We start from the raw sequence: 20,187 nt of genomic DNA, 5'->3' as shown, positions 1-20,187 counted from the left end.
GAACCTATTACATATATGTGTTCTTACCGACCAATCTTTACTTGACTAGAACCTCTTACGACTAATTCACCCGCCAATTTCATCATCTCGCCCTGTTCCTTCTTCTGGATCATGCGAACTAGGTGATTAATAGCCAAAATACCTTGTCTAGCAATTTGATTTCTTACCGTAGTTAAAGGTGGTGAGAAATACTGCGCAATATCAATATCATCAAACCCCATAACGCTAACATCTAGCGGAACTTCGTATCCATGCGATTTCAAAGCTTGAATACATCCAATCGCACTCAAGTCGTTCCCTGCCAAGAAGGCATCAGGTATTTTATCAGGACTATAATGAAGAAAAGATTTTATAGCGTTGTAAGTGCTTTCTTCCTCAAAATACCCTTGTATAATATACTCTTCATGCGTGGGTAGCTGATACTGACGCAAAGCAGCTAAGTATCCTTCTCTCCGCTGAACACTGTCGTACATCTCATCCACACCAGATATGTAAGCAATCTTTTTATGCCCTAGACTGATTAAATATTTGGTCGCTTCAAACCCCGCTTCAAAGGAATCAAAAATCACGCTTCCCATCGTGTCGTTCTTAAGCGGTCGATCCAAAAATACAGCCTTGATCTTGTCTTTCACCATTGCAGCAATTTCTTCTTCGTCTATTCTCAGCTCCTCGTAGATAATGACACCATCCACTCGCCGGCCTAGAATATTGCTCATAATCACTTGTTTATCCTTGGTAACAAATACATTCAGCCCGTAACCTAGCCGATCACATTCACGCGACATGGACTCAACCAGCTTATAGAAGTATGGACCCGACACACTTGTTGTGAAAAAACCCAGCATTTTGGTTTTCCCGTTCCTAAGGAGCTTACCGTTCAGGTTAGGAACATAGTTTAATCGCTTCGCAACCTTAAGAACATGTGATTTCGTCTCCGGGTTCAATACATCTACGTCATTTAACGCGTTGGAAACCGTAGAAATGGAGACTCCAGCCTCTCTGGCAACATCTTTGATCGTTACCTTTTCCATAATGATTCAATCTTCCTTTACGAATAAAAACGTTTTTATAGATTTAAATTAACATAAAAACGTTTTCATTACAATATATTTTTTATTTTTATTTTATCAGAGGTAATAATTGGTACACAAGCTTAAATTTTCTACAGAATCTTATAAACACTTTACCTGTAAACTCGAAATCATTCGTAATACACTCTAAACATAATGTCTTGCTCGTAGTTCCCAAATCCACGGCCATATATGGTTAGTCCACCTCTTCTCCGTCCGCTATTCTCTGCCGTTAAACGAAAGGTCCACTGATCCTGCTCTACTCGTACATCCTCTAAGGTAATATCTGAGATTTGCTGCCCATCCACAAAGGTTCCACCTGCATTAATCCGCAGAACCTTCAGCAAACCATATTGGTTAACATCCGAACGCCACCAAATGGGATTTAATCGTCCTCTAGTGAGGCCAAAGTCGCCCGGACTGGTCCATTTTCCTAAATCCTGTCCATTCATCATAAAGCCGATATCCGACGGCCACTTCTCATTTACATGTGGAGCTTCGGAACCTATTTCCAGTGAAATCTCAATCTCTTGCACCACTTGATCTTGAAATAGATAATTTGGAATCTTGTACTCGATAGAACCTTTCGCAAACCATACAATGCCGGCATTCACCCGTTCCGGGTCCAGAAAATAACGTGGATCATCATAATAGCCGATCAGTTTCTCAGTAGTAGCAATCCCGCAGGTAGGTAAAGCCTGAATATCGGTATATTGCCCTACAGGGATAGACACCTCAACCACCTTTCTGGCAACTCCACGGGAGCCCGATAATTTAATCTGCAGGTAATTCGCAGACAAAGAACAATATTTATAGGTCCCTCCATTTACTCGTCTCATTTTAGAACTGATCAGGCCTGCTTTTTGCAGCTTTGCTACATGAGTACTAACAATTGCACTACTAAGATAGAGCTCCGCTGCCAGCTCTTTGATGTGCATCTCTCTGCGGTCCAGAAGTTCAATAATTCGCAGCCTAACTTCACTTGCCAGTGCTTCATACACCTGCAAGGATTCAGAATCTGTGGTTAAGTACATTTCAACGTCTCCTATGCTTATTGAATTAGTATTTTAACGAATCCTAAATTAATTCATTGCTTATTATAAGCTAAAATCAGTATCATGTAATCATAAAACAATTACTTAATTAGTGAAATCATTAATTCAACTAGAGGGAGCTGTACACTCATGCCGATTAAATCGACAATGATTATTGACAAAGATTTCAGACTAGCTGAAGTAGACCCGCGGATCTACGGCTCATTTATCGAACATTTAGGAAGAGCAGTTTACGGTGGGATTTATGACCCGGGTCACCCTACTGCGGATCAGAATGGTTTTCGGAACGATGCCATCGAAGCTATTCGTGCCCTAAACGTTCCTATCATCCGTTATCCTGGAGGAAACTTTGTATCCGGTTACAATTGGGAAGATGGGGTTGGACCCAAGCATGAACGCAAGCAATCTCTTGAATTAGCTTGGTGGACCACAGAAACCAATCAAGTGGGTACCAACGAATTTGCAGATTGGGCTAAGCTCGTAGGCAGCGAAGTCATGATGGCAGTTAACCTTGGAACACGCGGTATCGATGCAGCTAGAAATCTAGTAGAGTACTGCAATCATCCTTCCGGCTCCTACTACAGTGACCTGCGGATCTCTCATGGGTATAAAGAGCCTCACGCTTTTAAGACCTGGTGTCTCGGAAATGAAATGGATGGTCCGTGGCAGATTGGAGCTAAAACCGCGGTCGAATATGGCCGGTTAGCGAACGAAACTGCAAAAGCTATGCGCTGGGTCGATCCAACGCTTGAGCTTGTGGCTTGTGGCAGCTCCGGCAGCGGTATGGACACTTTTGCCGAGTGGGAAGCTACCGTGCTTGATCTTTCTTATGATAATGTGGATTATTTATCACTGCATACGTACTACAATAACAACAATGACGACACGCCTAACTTCCTAGCCCGCTCCATGGATTTGGATCATTTCATCAGCAGTGTGGCTGCCACCTGTGATTATGTTCAAGCGAAGAAAAAGAGCAAAAAGAAAATAAATCTGTCGCTCGATGAATGGAATGTATGGAAATCACAAGGCAGCAGCCGTGCCGAACAACATTGGCAGATCGCACCGCCAGAATTCGAAGATGTGTACACACTTGAAGATGCACTTGTTGTGGGCTGCTGTCTTATTTCATTATTGAAGCATGCTGATCGTGTGAAAATGGCCTGCTTAGCGCAGCTGATCAATGTAATCGCCCCAATTATGACTGAAAATGGCGGACCGCTTTGGCTGCAGACTACTTATTATCCGTACCTGCATGCTTCCCTTTATGGTCGTGGAACCGTACTTCACCCGCTGATTTCCAGCCCTAAATACGATTCCAAAGATTTCACTGATGTGCCTTACTTGGAAGCCATTAGTGTATACAACGAAGAGCTGAATGAAGTAACCGTCTTCGCTGTAAACCGCCATTTATCCGAAGGACTAGAGCTCGACGTGGATCTGCGCAGCTTCAGTTCCGTAAACATTATTGAACATATTGTACTGGAACATGAAGATATAAAAGCTGTAAATACCAAATCCAATCCTCATAACGTGATGCCTAGCCAAGGCAAAGCCGTTGTTGAGAGTGGACATGTAAAAGCCCTACTCGCAAAAGCTTCCTGGAATGTGATTCGTCTGCGGGTGAACGGCTAAGTTAACTTGTAATAGTCATAGAAATGCCCCCATGAATCTTTAATAAGCCATCGATTCATGGGGGCGTCTTCGTTATTTTATTCTGAAAATTGTCACGGATTGCTTCGGAAACTCATAACTAAAGCTGCTTCCATCTGTCTTAAAGCTGGTTTGTTTGGGAGAGACCTGCTGCTTATTCTCGAAGTTATTTTCGTCCTCAAGCTGATATCCCGACATTTCATAGACTTCGATGGTCAGTGCTTCTTTTGCCAAAGATTCCAGTGCAACCTCAGCAGAAACACTATTCTCTTGTACGTTTACTGTCTTGAGGATAATATCCCCCGTTAAATCTTCCACACTTGCCGTGTAATACAGCGGTTCGATGACCGGAAGTTTATCTTCTGTCTCATTCACCAGTTCTCCGTTAATAAAAGTACGGATCTGTCTGCCCACTACTTCTAACTTAAGATCGTATTCTACATCTGTTTCAACCGTAAACATAGCATGCGTCAGAACAGAATTTCTTCCGTTGATAATTGAGGCCACAATCGAATCCTGATTCTGCCAGCCACCCAGCTCCCAGTACAAATGATTCTGATCATCCGCTTTACCAAAATAGAAGATAAACCCTTTATTTCCTGCGGTTCGTCTAGCCTTAAAACGCAAAGTATAGTTTTCCCACTCTGTCTCACCAAGCTCTAGTGTCCGTTTAGCCGTTCTGTTCTGAGCAGGGTCAGGCAGATTTGAAACCTCCTCTGATAAGTCAGAATACGTCTTCACTTCTCCCGTAAGATTGTTGACTAATGTGATCTCGGAGAAACGAGCAGCAGAGGCATCCACACCGAAACTGACGGCTCCAGTGATCGCTTCCTTTCTGCTTTCCTTCGGTGCCGTGAAGCCATCTGCTTCCATCTTCAGCAAATGATCTCCCTGATGGTTCATGAATAGCTTTTGCACATAATAGTTTGCCGTTCCGTACACTTCATGATTATTGAACCAGATCAGGTCCGGCTTCCAGTTGATATAATCCACATTGCAGAGCATTGGAGCATAACAAGCTAAGCCAACGGCATGGGCATTATTTTGCAGACCTGTCATAAATGCTGCTTCCACCACTGCGTTGTAATAGGTATTGCCCCATGAAGCATATTCACCGAGGAATACCTTTGGCTCATCCGCTTTGAAGTCATCATAACGATGATGATTAGCCAGGAACCATTCAGGTGTACAGTAATAATGCTCGTCTACGAGGTCAGACTTATTCTCTTTTGCCGACGTCCAGCCCCGTTCATATTCCTGACCGGCAGAGAACGGGCCGCTAGAATTAATGACCTTGATTTCCGGATATTTTGCTTTGATGGCTTGATGAAAGTAAGGATATCTCTCGAAAAAGGGTGCGCCTACCTCTTCATTCCCAATGCCGACATACTCCAGCCCAAAAGGCTCGGGGTGACCCAGTTCTGCACGAATGCCTCCCCACTTCGTGGAAGAATCCCCCTTGGCGAATTCAATTAAATCCAAAGCATCCTCAATCCAAGGCGTTAATTCATCCAGCGGGACCATCCGTTTATGATGCGGGTCATAGCCGCCCGGAAGAACGGGGATCGGCTTAGCTCCAATATCCTCACAGAACTGAAAATATTCATAATAACCTAACCCAAGCGTCTGATTATATGACCAGTTATTGCGTCTTGCAGGTCTTTGTGCAACATCCCCAATCGTATTCTTCCATCTGTACATGGAGTCTCTGTCATCTGGATCCAAGGAACCGTCATGCACCAGACATCCTCCTGGGAACCGCATAAATTTAGGTTTTAAATCAGCGAGCAGCAGCGAAATATCTTCACGCATGCCTCCGGGTCTATTCTTAAAGGTCTTCTCAGGAAACAGGGAAACCATATCCAGATATACCTTCCCGCTACCTTTGGTAACGATTACAAGACGACTGCTTGTGTCAGTGCTATTAGCTGTGATAACGGCTTCATATCGGTTCCATTCCGAGCTGCTAACGGCTATTTCCACTTCACCAAGAATGGTGCCGTCTGTGCTTTCGATGTTTACGGTAAGCGGCACATCAAAGCTTGTCTCCCGGCGGGCATACACCGAGAAGTTATAATTCTCGCCTTCTTTTACCGGAATACCACTGTTAAAGCCTAGATTCATCAGGCCAACGCCGTCACCTTCAGCCACAATATCGATGGCAACATAATGTTGGTTACGATCATTTAAGGGCTTGCTGTCTTCTACAGAGATATTTACCTTTCCATCTCCACGTTCTACAGGCTCCCAAGCCATCAGCGCATGATAATCTGCCCGGTCAATCGGGTCGAATTCAAAAGATCGGTTCTGAACTAGCTCAGCGTAAAGCCCACCATCGGCCGCATGATTCAAATCCTCGAAGAAAATACCGAATAGATCGCCTAACTCCGCCCCCCGCTGCTGCGTATGTATCGTCAATTTTCCTTCTGTCTTCATTCTTTTGTCTTCCTCCTTGTGAATTCCAATTTGATTTATATTTATATTACTTAGTTCATATCAATATAAATCATTATAATAACTCCTCTCTACATTCGTCAATTCGAAAACGAAAAACTGACACCGAATACCCCTCGATGTCAGTTCACACTAGGAAGCCCCCTAGTATAGGTTATAAAGAATACGTAAATTGATAGCTGCCCGAACCTATTTCGAGTCTCACTCCGTTATCGACCAAGCTGATGCTGTGCACGCCTCTGGACTGCTTCACAGGGACTCCATTTTCTAATAACCCTAGTTGATTGGCTCTAGGCAGAACGACAATACCGTTGGTATTGGCAGGAATCGTAACGTGGATCACCATTCCATTATCCTCTGATCGCCGCCACGCTGACTCCACTTTTCCGTACATGGTTTCAAGACTAGCTTCTGCATAATCCAGACCGGGGCCTGGCTGTGGCTTGATATGAACGATTTTGAAGCCAGGCTCCAACTCATCTGTTCCAATTCCTGAAACGTAACGATACAACCATTCACCTATTGCGCCATAGGCGTAATGATTGAAAGAATTCATATCTGCACTCCAGAAGCTGCCGTCCTCCTTGATCCCATCCCAATGCTCCCAAATCGTCGTCGCACCTTTCGTCACCTGATACAGCCAGGATGGATAATCCTTTTGAAAAAGAAGCTTATACGCGAGTTCGTTATTTCCAATCTCGCTGAGCACAGGATTCAGATAAGGTGTGCCCACGAATCCAGTAGTCAGATGATCCTTAGCTTCAGCAAGCAGCTCAGTGAGCTTCTGAATTGCACGTTCTTTGGCGACCCCTTCTACAAGATCGAAACGTAAGGCTAATATCTGTGCAGTCTGTGTAGAGACGGATAACCTTCCCGCAGGTGTTATGAACTCATCACTGAATGCTTTTATAATTTTGGCGTGCAGCTCACTATAATAGTCCACGTCCTCCGATTTTTCTAAGGCTATTGCCGCTTTCAAAGTTAGAGAAACAGAATAGGCATAAAAAGCGGTGGCGACATAATCCCGATCTGTAGCCCCTACATAGCTGTCTGGCTTGGAATCAAGCGCCAACCAATCGCCGAAATGAAACCCAGTATTCCATAGATAGGGATTGCTTCCCTGTGCATAAATATAAGAAATCCATTGCTTCATGCTCTCGTATTGCTCTGCAAGCAGCCTTTTGTCGCCATACATTTCATAGATTGTCCATGGACAGATCGTAGCTGCATCTCCCCAGGCCGCAGAAGAATGGTTAGTATCTCCACCGCCAGGAGGAGCTGCTCTCAGCTCTGGAATAAAAAACGGAATGCCGCCCTCAGGGGTTTGGTCTGCCTTCAAATCCCGCAGCCATTTCGTAAAGAATGGTGCCGTATTCATCAAATAAGAGGCTGTGCGGACAAACATCTGAGCATCCCCCGTCCAGCCGAGCCGCTCATCACGCTGTGGACAATCAGTGGGCACATCGAGGAAATTCCCTTTTTGCCCCCACAGGATATTGTGATGCAGTTGATTCACAAGTGGATCTGAGCACTGAAAATCACCCGTACGTTCCATATTGGAGTGCATCACAATTCCTGTGAAATCCTCTAGTTGAAGATCTGCTGAGAACCCACTAAGCTTCACATACCGAAAACCTTGGAAAGTGAAGTGTGGTTCATACGTCTCTTGCTCTCCACCTTTCAGAGTATAGCGGATGCACTGTTTCGCTTTACGCATATTCTCCGTGTAGAAATTTCCGTCCCGGTCTAATATTTCAGCATGCTGAAGTTCTACCGCCTGACCAGATTGACCTTTCACATTAAATTTTAACCACCCTACCATGTTCTGGCCCATGTCCAGCACTCTATCTCCCTGCGGGGTAGTCAGCAGTGCAATCGGCTTCAAGGTTTCAACTTGTGTCACTGGCACATTTTCCTGGGCAACGATAATCGCTTTGGAATAGTTAATAATCTCCACTGGATGCCAACCTTCTGATGAAGGATCGGTGATATCCAGCTCCAGCCGAGCATCATAGGTTTCACCATTATAAATTTCAGACATCATAATTGCGCTTTTTGCAGCCTGCCAATTCTGATCTGAGCTAATAAGCTCATTTGAACCGTCTGCGTACCGGATATGAAGCTCCAGCAGAAGTGAAGTCTTTGATCCATAAATCTCCTTTTGATTATCCCAGCCCAAATACCCTCTGTACCAGCCATTGCCTAACAGTGCGCCTAACGCATTCGCACCTTCATGCAGAAGCTTTGTGACATCATAAGTTTGATATTGCAGCCGTTTACTGTAACTGGTCCAGCCTGGAGTAAAATAATGATCTCCCACCCGACTTCCGTTCAGCTGCAGTTCATACAAGCCCAAAGCAGTAACATAAATCCTTGCACTTTCCACTGGACCTTTTACATCCACGAATGTACGAAGCTGTGGGCAAATCTCAGAATCTTGTGAAAAAGAGGCTGTAGGAGCGCTGATCCACTCCGCCTGCCAATTCCCTGCATCTAATATTCCGGTTTCAAAAAATGCAACCTCAGACCAACCCGAGTCTGTTGCATTCTGATTCCATGCCCGAACCCGATAATAATAACGCGTGCGAGCTTCCAGCAGCAGACCTTCAAGCTCAACATGGATCGATTGAGAAGACTTTACTTCCTCTGTATCCCATAGCTTGCCTTGAAAAAGCATATTCTCAGCCACTTGAATTTGATAAGCAGACTGCATGCAGTCCCTGTCATCTGAAACTAACTGCCAACTGATTCTAGGTCTGATCACATCAATTCCTAGCGGATTTTCTTTGTACTCACAACGAAGCTTAGTAATGCCGAACATATAGATAAAAACCTCCTTCTATAGCGACAAATTAGTCTTTGCCCTATAATTATAGCTGCGTTACCGCTTTCATCACCCGGTAAAAAGGACATCATACCCCTGCAATCATGCCATAAATTTGGAAGGGAAATTATACATGCAACGAACCACCGAGTTGTTCAAAAGTGAAGTCTTTTTTCAAAACGATCTGCATCTGCTGGTTAACCGCTATTCAGAGAACTTCCATGCCCCTTTTCATGCACATGAATTTATTGAGTATTGCTATGTAGCTGAAGGAAGAGGTTTTCATCACCTTGAAAATGAGATCTTTCCCGTTAGAAAAGGAATGCTGTTCGTGATTCCTGTAGGTGCTCCCCATGTGTTCCGTCCAGCAACTTCTGATACTTTAGGGAATCGCCTGATCGTCTATAATTGCCTTTTTGATATGCAAATGGTGGAGCAATTAAATATCGTCCTTCAAGAGCCATCTATCCGGGAGCACCTAGCCACTCTTGGGAGTAGCAGCTCATCTTACTTTTCCGTCTCAGATCGTGATGGCTCTATTGAGCGCTTAATGCTGAATTTATATCATGAAATGTCGGTATCCGGTATGGGCTCCAAAACAATGCTTTACACCCTGCTGAGTCAATTAATCATAGCAGTGTACAGGCAAAAATACGGAGAAGATGACAAATCTACGATGGATATGGCTGACTTCACGCAAGTCATTCAATACCTAGAGCATAATCTGTCGGAGAAGATTACACTTGCCGAATTAGCCCGTATTACACAGTGGAGCAGCAGGCATCTTCAGCGTATGTTCCACAAGCATACTGGCCAGTCCTTTGGGACCTACTTGAAGAATCTGCGAATGCATAAAAGCTGTGAATTGCTGCGTACTTCTGGACATAAAATTAATACGATTGCCGAGCTAGTTGGTTACCGTGACATCGACTCCTTTAACGCTGTATTCAAAAAAATAGTCGGCCAGACACCCATCGCGTACCGCAAGCTCTACAGATCATAAAAAAGCCGATGTCGTATGAACATCCATACAACATCGGCCCTATTAATTTATTGATTAGTGATCTGTTTAAGTAAAAACTCAACAAAATCAGTTGATTTAGTCTTACTGTCATCTTGCCCTAACGTTCCGATGATCATCTGGTTAGAATGGATAGGGAGTTCTGTAGCAAAATCCGTATCTGTGATATCTATGCCAGTAATCAGCTCTTGACCACTCTCCGGGTTAGTCATACGTTTCAAACGGTTATCGTCCAGAGGAAGTCCTGCGGATTTAATAAACGACTCCAGATTTTGCAGTCCCGACTGCTGGCCAATCCATTCAAAAGTAGCATCATCCATAATCAGGATATCCGGATGGTCGGCTGCCAGCATCGCCATAGCCCGCTGCATATAGCTCATATCCAAGACTCCACCGTCCGTCCCACCTGTTGAGGGTAGATAAACGATTTCTGCCTCCACTCTCTTCCAGGTCGGGTAACGTTTGATAATCTCTTGTTTTAGCTCTTCATTCTTACCTGACGAGTCCTGAGATTCATAGTTGCCTAGGAACATGATTCGAACATCTACCGGTGGGAGCGTAGCTTCATATTTTCTTTCCTGCCACTGATCATAGAGCGCTTTCCCCCCAAAGATAACTACCAGCAGCACGATAATAGAAATAATAGTGTGCGTTTTGTAGAGCCGAAAGAAATTCTCCGATTTACGTGCTACGCCGGACATGGCTCCCCACTTCTCCAGGCGCTTGTCCTCCGCTTCCTGAATCTCCTTCTGATCCAAGCCATCTAGGATGGTTTTGTAAGCGCGGAATTCCTCTTCATAAGCTGCGACCTCATCTTCAGTCGAATTCGATCGACGGCGTTTCAAATGAATATCTAACCTTTTGTTCAATTCCTCCCGGGTAACGTCTTCAGGCAAGTTCAAACGCTCATAGGCTTGCTTTAGCTTCTCATTCAAAATGATGTCTCCTTCCTGATGCTTTTCGTCATTTCAGATCGTTAATTTGGTTCTATGTATTGAATTCTTGTGGCAGTAAAAGTATGGGCTAAGCAGTAAAAAAAACATCGCAGGAACTCAAGTAAACTATATCATGTTGTGCTAGACGGTAACAAGTAAGCGTTTATCTAATCCAAACCATGCAGCTGCTTAAATTGCTCAGGACTCATCCCTGTCAATCTTTTAAACACCAAACAAAAGTAACTAGCATTATCAAAGCCCACTAGCTGGGCAATTTCATACATTTTTTTATCGCGTCCATTAAACATAAGCTGTTTACTCAAATTGATACGTTGCTTATTGATATAGGTTACAGGTCGATCATGAATTGTTTTTTGAAAAAGCCTGCATAAATACTGTGGCGATACAGAAATAATCTCCGCCAGCTCCTTTAAAGGAAGCGTCCTATGCAGATTGCTCTCTATATAACGCAGCACCGGTTTGATTCGCTCCAATTCATGTGCCTCATTTAGAGGCGATACTAGCTTTCTTTTTAAATCCAGAAGCAATGCGTAAAGATGTTTTGATCGTGCTAAATTGGTTTCCAGCTCATTGCTATCTGGCAGCATAAGGATTTGCTTTAGAGGATTGAGCCATTGATCTTCTTTTAATCTAGCAGGACCAGACTCGCGGATGCCCGCATAGAGCAGCATTTGACCAACCTCTCTGCCATTGAACGAGACCCATGATACCTTCCACTCCTTCCCACTGATAGGGGCATACGAATGAGGAATATCCGGGAACAAAAAGAACACATCACCTGGACCCACGAGATATCGGCTCTCATGAATGATAAGCTCACCCTTACCTTCGTGAATCTGATGTATTTGATAGTCTGGAAAGCCTGCAGGACGTATAGTTTCTGGCTGGTGCTCCCAAAATCCAAGGGTTGTAGCATAAAGCGGCAGCATGCTTACATCTTCTGTTTGGCAAAAAATAATTTTGCTCTCCATAAAAAAGTCCTCGTTTCATATTTTGTTATCCGGGACTAAAATTCTTTTATTTATCCTAACATTACTTCAACTTATAATATGAATATAATAACATTACAATGATTATAAAGGAGATCAACTCATGCGAGCAAAGTTTGTCTACCAGCCACCTGCTAACGGTTATCCGGAATGGAATAACAACCCAGAGACTTTTGAATTGAATCGATTGGATGCACATGCCTCCATGATCCCTTACCGTAGTTTATCCCAAGCGCTAACTAACGATAAAGAAACCTCACCTTTCTACCAAACCCTCAATGGGCTTTGGAAATTCGCTTTTTCCGAAACACCGGATCAACGAATTGTGGATTTCTATAAAGCCGATTTCGATTGCAGTACTTGGGATACAATTCCTGTACCGTCCCACTGGCAGTTCCAAGGTTACGACTATCCACAATATACAAATCTCCGGTATCCTTGGGCGGAATCCGAGCCAGAGCTTAAAGCCCCCTTTGCCCCAACAAAATATAATCCAGTAGGCTCTTATCTACGAACCTTTACTGTACCTGAGTCTTGGAATGGTCAACCGGTGTACCTAAGCTTTCAGGGTGTTGAATCCGCTTTCTACGTCTGGGTAAACGGTGAACTTGTCGGGTACTGTGAAGATACATTTACTCCATCAGAGTTCGATATCACCCCATATTTAGTTGCAGGGGACAACAAACTAGCTGTCGAGGTTTATCGTTGGTGTGATGCCAGCTGGCTAGAGGATCAGGATTTCTGGCGCCTTAGCGGTATTTTTCGGGAAGTCTATCTTTATTCGGCGCCTTCCGTTCATATTGCTGATTACTTCGTCCACACCGACCTGGATGAAAACTTCGTACATGCGGATTTAAATGTAGATATCAAGGTGGAAAATTACTTTAACGAGCAAAGCCCATATACACTGCAAATGCAGCTTTACAATAAAGATGGCCAGCCTGTTTGGGAGACTCCTATCTCCACTACTGGTTCCTTTGAGCAAGAAGGCGTCCAGCAACTCAAGCTTTCTGCCCCGGTTGAGCAGCCATTTAAATGGAGTGCTGAAACCCCTTATCTTTATACCTTAGTCCTGTCTATAAATGACGACAACGGGCATACACAAGAAACGGTCAGCTGTAAGGTTGGATTCCGCAAGTTTGAGATTAGAGACGGACTTATGAAGATCAACGGCAAAAGAATCGTGCTTAAGGGCGTCAATCGCCACGAGTTCTCTTGTGACACAGGTCGTGCTTTAGCCAAAGAAGATATGCTGCGCGACATCCAATTAATGAAAACACATAATATTAATGCCGTTCGAACCTCCCATTACCCGAATCAGTCTGTCTGGTACGAGTTATGTGATGAATACGGATTATATGTAATTGACGAAACCAATCTGGAAACGCACGGCACTTGGGCATACAGCCAAGAAGGATTGAATGACGGGAATGTTCCTGGAAGCAAACCGGAATGGCGGACCAATGTCATTGACCGCTGCAACTCCATGATGCAAAGGGACAAAAACCACCCTTCTGTCATCATTTGGTCTCTCGGCAATGAATCTTTCGGAGGCGACAATTTTATCGCTATGCACGACTACCTGAGAGAAACCGATCCTTCGCGGCCAGTTCATTATGAGGGGATCTTTCACTGTAGAGAATCGGAAGCAGCAAGTGACATAGAATCTACTATGTACATTAAACCGCAGGATGTTGAAAAATATGCGCTTAATAATCCGAAGAAGCCTTATATCCTCTGCGAATACAGTCATGCCATGGGCAATTCATGCGGTGGGCTGCACTTATACTGTGACTTGTTCGACAAATATGACATTGTTCAAGGTGCATTCATTTGGGATTGGGTAGATCAAGCCATTCGGACCCACACCTCCGAAGGAATTGAATATCTCGCTTATGGCGGAGACTTTGGTGAATCGCCTCATGACGGCAACTTTAGTGGCAACGGATTGCTTTTTGCTGATCGTACGGTTACTCCTAAGCTCTTTGAGGTCAAAAAATGTTATCAGAATATTAAAGTAACGACTGAAAATATCCTAGAAGGACTCTTCCAGATTCGCAATTCCTTCTTATTTACCAACTTAAAGGAATACGATCTCAAATGGGAAGTTCGTTTAGACGGAGTAACTGCGCAAGAAGGCTTACTGAAGATCTCATGTGCACCAGGTGAGAGCACTTCATGCAGAGTTCCTTACGAGCTGGATTCACTGCGTGGCAATCATGAGGCAGTTCTGAATCTTTCCTTTATTCAGCCTTCAGCAACTATATGGGCAGAAGCCAATCACGAAATCGCTTGGGAACAGTTCATTCTGTCACCTCGTTTCGTAACCAATACCTCAAAGAGAACCACAGAAACACTGCGTGTCAGCGAGCTTGAGAATGTTTTGAACGTGCAAGGTGATAATTTCGAACTGAGCTTTAGTACCACTACGGGTGCTCTGAACTCTTATCGTTTCTCAGGCAAAGAACGTCTGCTTGAGCCTGTAAGACCTAACTTCTGGAGAGCAGTCACAGATAATGATTGCGGTAATAAATTGCCACAGCGGTGTGCAGTATGGAAGCAGGCATCGCATAAACAACACTTAATCAGCTTTACATTTAGAACCGAAGGCTCTCTCTGTTTCGTCTCTGCCAGCTACCTTCTGGCTACAAGTCCGGACTCCACGCTTCGGGTTCAGTATGTGATTCGCGCTGACGGGACTTTAGAGATCACGCAAGAACTGAGTCCGGGCAGCAGCGTTCTGCCAGAAATTCCTGAGTTCGGAATGATGTTCGTTCTAGATGGAAGTCTTGATACCCTATCATGGTACGGCCGCGGGCCTCATGAGAATTATTGGGATAGACAAACAGGGGCACCACTCGGACGTTATACAGGCAAGGTCAGTGAACAATTCACGCCTTATCTCAAACCTCAGGAGTGCGGCAACAAGACAGATGTCAGATTTGCTTCAATTACAGAGAGCAAGGATGGATCAGGGCTCTATTTTGAAAGTGCAACGCCTATAGAGATTAATGCCCTGCCTTGGAAACCTGAGGAATTGGAAGCCCATGATCACGTCTATAAATTACCAGTCTCGAACAAAAGCGTACTAAGAGTTAACTACAAGCAAATGGGTGTTGGCGGGGACGACAGCTGGGGCGCACCAACCCACGAAGAGTTCACTCTGCCGGCTAATCGCCCGTACATCTTCCGTTTCACTGTCTCACTGCTCTAATCTCTTCCACTTATAAAAAAGGCCGTCTCTGGTTGGTTTCTACCACACAGGACGGTCTTCTTTTATTTATTTCACTGCTACTGTTCCTTGTCTGAATTCCGAAGGGCTTAAACCCACATTTTTTTTGAACTGTTTGGAGAAATAATAGAGATCGCTAAAACCAAGATCATGGGCAATCTCACCGACAGAACTTTGCGTCACCCTCAATAGCTCCTTGGCCTTAGTTATCTTTTTTCTGGTGATATACTGAATGGGTGGAACTCCGATTTGCTGTTTAAATAGCCTGATAAAATAGTTGGGATGCATATACGCAATCTCGGCAAGCTCGTGTATGGTGATATTACGCTCGATATGGGCGTCTATGTACGTTAATATTTTCGTTAATTTTTCGATCGAGCTTAGATTCTTAAAAGTGATTTCGTCTACATCTATGTTCATAATAAAATAAGAAAATAACTCCATTAACTTACTTTTGGCTAATAAATGAGCATACACCGCATCAGATTTCATATGACTCGTTAGGCTGCTGAAAATCTCTTGGATTACATGAGGATCTACTTCTCTGCACACATGACTTAACTCTAACATTTTGAATAGATTAATGTCTCCGACTTTTGCGCTGAAATGGCACCAATACTTCTCAAAGGGTTGATCACTTATGCAAGAATAAGATTGCTTAACTCCCTCAGGCATCAAAAAAAGCTGACCAGGCTTCGGATAATATTCTCGATCCCCGATCTTTAACCAACCCTCCCCATCGCAAATAAAATAAAACTTGCTATAGTCAGGTGTATAGTCGAGATCTCTCCAGTCACGGCCACAAAGATTGTAATCAGCCATAAATAAATCAACCTTTAAATTGGATAAATAATTAGTAAGCAAAACATGGTTATCCATCCCTTACTCCGCCTTATCAGGTTAGTTTTGTACATCTAAAAGTTAATGTCCTACATTTTGATTCCCACATCCATTCACTACAATGAAGAAGAAATAAACGTTTGAAAGGATGATTGCAAAATGGTGGATAAAAGCGAATATTTAAAAGTAATCGAAGATACGATTGCAACTGGAAGATTCAAAGCCGATTGGGATTCACTAAGTCAATTTCAAGTGCCCACGTGGTATGAGAACGCTAAGTTTGGTATTTTCATTCATTGGGGTCTTTATTCTATTCCGGCTTTCGCCAATGAGTGGTATCCCCGAAATATGTATATCCAGGGTTCACGGGAATATGAACATCATCTTGCTACTTATGGCGAGCATAAAACCTTTGGCTATAAGGATTTCATCCCCTTGTTCAAGACTGAGCATTTCAATGCTGAGGAATGGGCCAATCTCTTTAAATTATCTGGAGCCAAATACGTGATGCCTGTTGCAGAGCACCATGACGGCTTTCAAATATATAAGAGCGCTTACTCCCACTATAACACATATGAGATGGGTCCCAAGCGGGATTTAGTCGGGGAAATGAAAGACGCTTTTGAGCAGCAGGGATTAGAGTTTTGTGTATCTTCCCATAGAGCTGAGCACTGGTTCTTCCTGTCTCATGGCAAGGAATTTGATTCCGATATCCATGAACCGCTTGTATGTGGAGATCTCTATTGGCCATCTATGCCCGAACCCGATCATCAGGATTTATTCGGCTCCCCACCCAATCAAGAATTTCTGGAGGATTGGTTGATTCGCTGCTGCGAGCTGGTAGACAATTATCAGCCGAAAATCTTTTACTTTGACTGGTGGATTCACACAGCCGCCTTCAAACCCTATCTCAAAAAGTTCGCTGCTTACTATTACAACAAGGGAGAGGAATGGGGAACTCCGGTTGCAATCAATTATAAGCATGATGCCTTCATGTTTGGCTCAGCGATCCCAGATATTGAGAGAGGTCATTTCTCCGGGCTTAAACCTTATTTCTGGCAAACGGATACAGCAGTAGCTAAAAATTCATGGTGTTTTACACCGGAAAATGATTATAAATCTGCCGTAGAAATTATCAGAGATTTAGTAGATATCGTAAGCAAAAACGGCAACTTGCTGCTGAATATAGGCCCTAAAGCGGACGGCAGCATTCCAGCTCAGGATCAGGAGATTCTGCTTGGTATCGGAGAATGGCTAAAGGTGAATGGTGAAGCAATCTATGATACGACCTACTGGCGCACCTTCGGGGAAGGCCCTACAGAGATCGTTGAAGGTCAGTTTACAGATGGGATCACGAAGATTTTCACCAATGAAGATATCCGCTTTACGGTAAAAGGCAGTTATCTTTATGCTACTGTTCTTGTCTATCCAAACAACGGTATAGTGCAAATCAAATCCCTTAAAGAAAACTCTGCTCACTTCCATGGGATGATTAAACAGATCAAAATCTTAGGTTTTGAGGAACAACCTGCATGGGAAAGAACCGATGAAGCCCTGATTATAAAAACAACCTCGGTTCGCAGTGAGACTCCGGTTGTTCTGCGGATTGAATTGGATTAGGGACACTTACAGAACTTCAAAACCTATAAAAAGAGTGTTCTTGCCCATCCAGCAGAGAACACTCTTTTATAGTTTTATAACCATCAATTTATATTAAAAGTAGGGTACCCTGACGTTTACTGTCTTCATTCTAGTCCTATGAGGATATCTCGCGCGTAATTTGTTGGACTCCAAAATAATGCGACCATGAAGCGGATGCACCGTAGGGATTTTTAGTTGTGTAGCAATGACTTCACTTAGCCCGTGGTTTCGGATGTCCGCTTGAAGCTGTAAGGCTTCTGGATCTTTTTCATAATCAAAATAAAGTGCAGAAACAATAGCTGAGACTAAATGTGAGGTCTCAAAACCAAGTTCATGAGCAAGCATTGCCGGTTTTACGAGTCGATCATTAGGTGAAAGCTTGCGAAGCGGGGAGCGGGCGACACGTGTAATTTTATCGTTAAAGTTGGGGTTAGTGAATCGTTCCATCATCTTTTCTATATACCGGTCATGTTCTATGGGCTTGAAGCCATATAAATGCACCAATAAGGTCCCTGTTTCCTTAAGCACCCCGTGAACACGAGCTCTGATTTCGGGATCAGACATCGCTTCTTGAATGCTAGTATAACCTTCCAGGTATCCAAAATAGGCTGCACTGCAATGACCTGTATTCACAGTAAATAGCTTCCGTTCGAGGTATGGCGCCAGCGAATCTACATAATGGACGCCTTTAATTTCATTGTAGTTACCAATCATTCCACTGCGGGGAATAACCCACTCACTGAAGGGTTCAACGAGGATTTCAAGTGAATCTGTATTTTTCTGCATAGGTACAATCCGGTCAACCATCGCATTGGGAAAAGCGACATTGCGGTCAGCAAGCTCCTTGAAGGATTGCTTCATATATCGATAAACAGATTTTTTCAACTTCTGACTGCTTCCAATCCCATTCTCACAGGCGATGATATGAAGAGGGGTGAGATTTCTGCTATTTTCAAGCCTTCGTTCGATGCCCTGCGCAATGGTCTCAGCAATATCTTGTAAAGCGGATATTCCGACTGCAGTTGTCACAATTTCAGCTTCTGCTATAGCTCTAGTAACGTCCTCAGTATCATTCAGATTGATCGCTGTAACATTATCAACGATAAAGCTGTCCCGGTTCTTGTTAGCTAGGGTGACAGGATATTGGCCACGTTTTTGCAATTGGGCAATTTTACTCTTATTTCTTCCGACGAAACAAACGTTGTAACCGGAGTCCGACAACATAGGCCCAATAAATCCTCTGCCAATATTGCCCGCTCCAAAGTGTACGGCTCTCAATTTGGTATCCCCCTTTAATTTGAACTCAGTTTCTCGGTTTCTCTATACGAAGCAACGTTGAGTAACTACATGATCAAATTCAAGAAGACTTAGATTATCAATTTTATGGTGCTGCTTATCGAATTCAAGAAAATTAGTAATTTCGTTAGGCGTCACAATGCAACGGATGCCAGCTGCTGCCGCTGCCTTAGATCCATTCGGTGAATCCTCGATAGCAACCGCCTCATCAGCTGTGATTCCAAGACAAGCTAACGTTTGGTTATATAGCTCCGGATCTGGTTTCACTTTTGCCACATGGTCGGCAGTCCGAACGCATTCGAAATACTCGCGAATACCCAATTGATTCAGATATTTTTCCACCCATTCCAGGGAAGAACTTGAGGCCAGCCCTATGCGCAGTCCAGCTGCTTTGGCGGAATCAAGATAATGCTGAATACCTGGTCGTATTGTTTCAAGCTCCATCAGTTTGCTGTGTCTCTGTTTAACAGCCTTACTGAACTCTTCTTTGTCAATAGCGAGCTTAAGATCAGTCATCAAATATTCATAAGGATTAAAACTGTTCAAGCTCGTGCCGATGCAGGTGGAATATTGTTCAAGCGTCAGGTCCACTCCATATTCTGCATAAGCCTCGTTAAATGCGGTGTACCAAGCAGTCTCCGTGTCGATAATCGTTCCGTCAAAATCAAAAATAATTCCTTTGATCACAATCAACCATCTCCCTCGTATTATGTTTGGTTAGAATATCTTACGCAAAACCTTCTGCATATTCTACAAAAAGCTATTTCGGCTTGCGTTTGACTATAAAAACCATAACAAAGCCCTTCTACTGACGTCAAGCACGGTAGATAACATGCCACGTAATGATAACGATTACAATCAATGCGGACAACCCTGAATTTTTGCATCACCTGAACATCTTAATACATAACAATAATCAGATTCAAAAAAACACCACAATCCTATGTGCTTCAAGGGATTCCTTCTGCCAAGTTTGTTATGAAGGCAAGCTCCCTCTCTTTCTTTCCATTGCTGTTATTTAGAGTATTTTTCCAAGCAGCTAAAAATAATTTAAAATAATTTCAACCACATCCTTTTTACTTGATTGTACAAATCAAATTACGGGGTTATTTTTTGTCCATTGAGTAAAAAGAGGCTTTAATTTATGATAGTTTTT

The 20,187-nt window shown here is 43.5% G+C and carries 13 protein-coding genes; 4 read left to right on the top strand and 9 right to left on the bottom strand.

Going from position 1 to position 20,187, the window contains the following annotated elements; genetic code table 11:
- Positions 1-23: 23 nt before the first annotated feature.
- Both MHH86_RS11410 and MHH86_RS11405 read right to left on the bottom strand, forming a co-directional pair.
- Entirely contained in the window at positions 24-1,031 is a 1,008-nt protein-coding gene (locus tag MHH86_RS11410; protein ID WP_036689737.1) for a LacI family DNA-binding transcriptional regulator, read from the bottom strand.
- A 170-nt stretch (positions 1,032-1,201) separates the two neighbouring features.
- Complete coding sequence (locus MHH86_RS11405) at positions 1,202-2,104, bottom strand: ArsR family transcriptional regulator (RefSeq protein ID WP_076100771.1); 903 nt, start codon at positions 2,102-2,104, stop codon at positions 1,202-1,204.
- Between the two features lie 150 nt (positions 2,105-2,254).
- Here MHH86_RS11405 and MHH86_RS11400 point away from each other — a divergent pair, with 150 nt between their 5' ends.
- Complete coding sequence (locus MHH86_RS11400) at positions 2,255-3,760, top strand: alpha-N-arabinofuranosidase (RefSeq protein WP_076187265.1); 1,506 nt, start codon at positions 2,255-2,257, stop codon at positions 3,758-3,760.
- Positions 3,761-3,832: 72 nt separating this feature from the next.
- Here the strand turns inward: MHH86_RS11400 and MHH86_RS11395 are convergent, their stop codons facing one another.
- Together MHH86_RS11395 and MHH86_RS11390 are read right to left on the bottom strand one after the other, a co-directional pair.
- A complete protein-coding gene (locus tag MHH86_RS11395) occupies positions 3,833-6,214 on the bottom strand; it encodes an alpha-L-arabinofuranosidase C-terminal domain-containing protein (protein ID WP_342479737.1) in 2,382 nt (793 codons plus the stop codon).
- Positions 6,215-6,386: 172 nt separating this feature from the next.
- Positions 6,387-9,053: a family 78 glycoside hydrolase catalytic domain gene (locus MHH86_RS11390; RefSeq protein ID WP_076225165.1), complete on the bottom strand. Its 2,667-nt coding sequence runs from the start codon at positions 9,051-9,053 to the stop codon at positions 6,387-6,389.
- Positions 9,054-9,189: 136 nt separating this feature from the next.
- On the opposite strand from MHH86_RS11390, the gene MHH86_RS11385 reads away from it, so the two are divergent.
- Complete coding sequence (locus MHH86_RS11385; RefSeq protein ID WP_036689729.1) at positions 9,190-10,059, top strand: AraC family transcriptional regulator; 870 nt, start codon at positions 9,190-9,192, stop codon at positions 10,057-10,059.
- Positions 10,060-10,106: 47 nt separating this feature from the next.
- Here MHH86_RS11385 and MHH86_RS11380 read toward each other — a convergent pair whose 3' ends face one another.
- Together MHH86_RS11380 and MHH86_RS11375 are read right to left on the bottom strand one after the other, a co-directional pair.
- A complete protein-coding gene (locus MHH86_RS11380) occupies positions 10,107-11,012 on the bottom strand; it encodes a hypothetical protein (RefSeq protein ID WP_036689727.1) in 906 nt (301 codons plus the stop codon).
- 167 nt (positions 11,013-11,179) lie between these two features.
- Positions 11,180-12,004, bottom strand: a complete 825-nt coding sequence (locus MHH86_RS11375; protein ID WP_036689725.1) for an AraC family transcriptional regulator — start codon at positions 12,002-12,004, stop codon at positions 11,180-11,182.
- A 121-nt stretch (positions 12,005-12,125) separates the two neighbouring features.
- On the opposite strand from MHH86_RS11375, the gene MHH86_RS11370 reads away from it, so the two are divergent.
- Positions 12,126-15,236 carry a glycoside hydrolase family 2 TIM barrel-domain containing protein gene (locus MHH86_RS11370; protein WP_342479736.1) on the top strand — a complete coding sequence of 1,037 codons (3,111 nt, stop codon included), beginning with the start codon at positions 12,126-12,128 and terminating at the stop codon, positions 15,234-15,236.
- A 66-nt stretch (positions 15,237-15,302) separates the two neighbouring features.
- Here the strand turns inward: MHH86_RS11370 and MHH86_RS11365 are convergent, their stop codons facing one another.
- Positions 15,303-16,133 carry an AraC family transcriptional regulator gene (locus tag MHH86_RS11365; protein WP_036689722.1) on the bottom strand — a complete coding sequence of 277 codons (831 nt, stop codon included), beginning with the start codon at positions 16,131-16,133 and terminating at the stop codon, positions 15,303-15,305.
- A 120-nt stretch (positions 16,134-16,253) separates the two neighbouring features.
- Between MHH86_RS11365 and MHH86_RS11360 the strand changes: the two genes are divergently transcribed.
- On the top strand, positions 16,254-17,714 hold the full coding sequence (locus tag MHH86_RS11360) for an alpha-L-fucosidase (protein ID WP_036689721.1): 1,461 nt from the start codon (positions 16,254-16,256) through the stop codon (positions 17,712-17,714).
- A 93-nt stretch (positions 17,715-17,807) separates the two neighbouring features.
- Here the strand turns inward: MHH86_RS11360 and MHH86_RS11355 are convergent, their stop codons facing one another.
- Together MHH86_RS11355 and MHH86_RS11350 are read right to left on the bottom strand one after the other, a co-directional pair.
- Entirely contained in the window at positions 17,808-19,013 is a 1,206-nt protein-coding gene (locus MHH86_RS11355) for a mannitol-1-phosphate 5-dehydrogenase (protein WP_051491640.1), read from the bottom strand.
- 42 nt (positions 19,014-19,055) lie between these two features.
- Positions 19,056-19,718 carry an HAD family hydrolase gene (locus MHH86_RS11350; RefSeq protein ID WP_036689719.1) on the bottom strand — a complete coding sequence of 221 codons (663 nt, stop codon included), beginning with the start codon at positions 19,716-19,718 and terminating at the stop codon, positions 19,056-19,058.
- Positions 19,719-20,187: the final 469 nt, after the last annotated feature.

Origin of the sequence: Paenibacillus sp. FSL F4-0097 (assembly GCF_038593125.1) — a bacterium.
Classification (GTDB): Bacteria; Bacillota; Bacilli; order Paenibacillales; family Paenibacillaceae; genus Paenibacillus_AQ; species Paenibacillus_AQ odorifer.
This window is presented reverse-complemented; position numbering and strand designations above follow the sequence as displayed.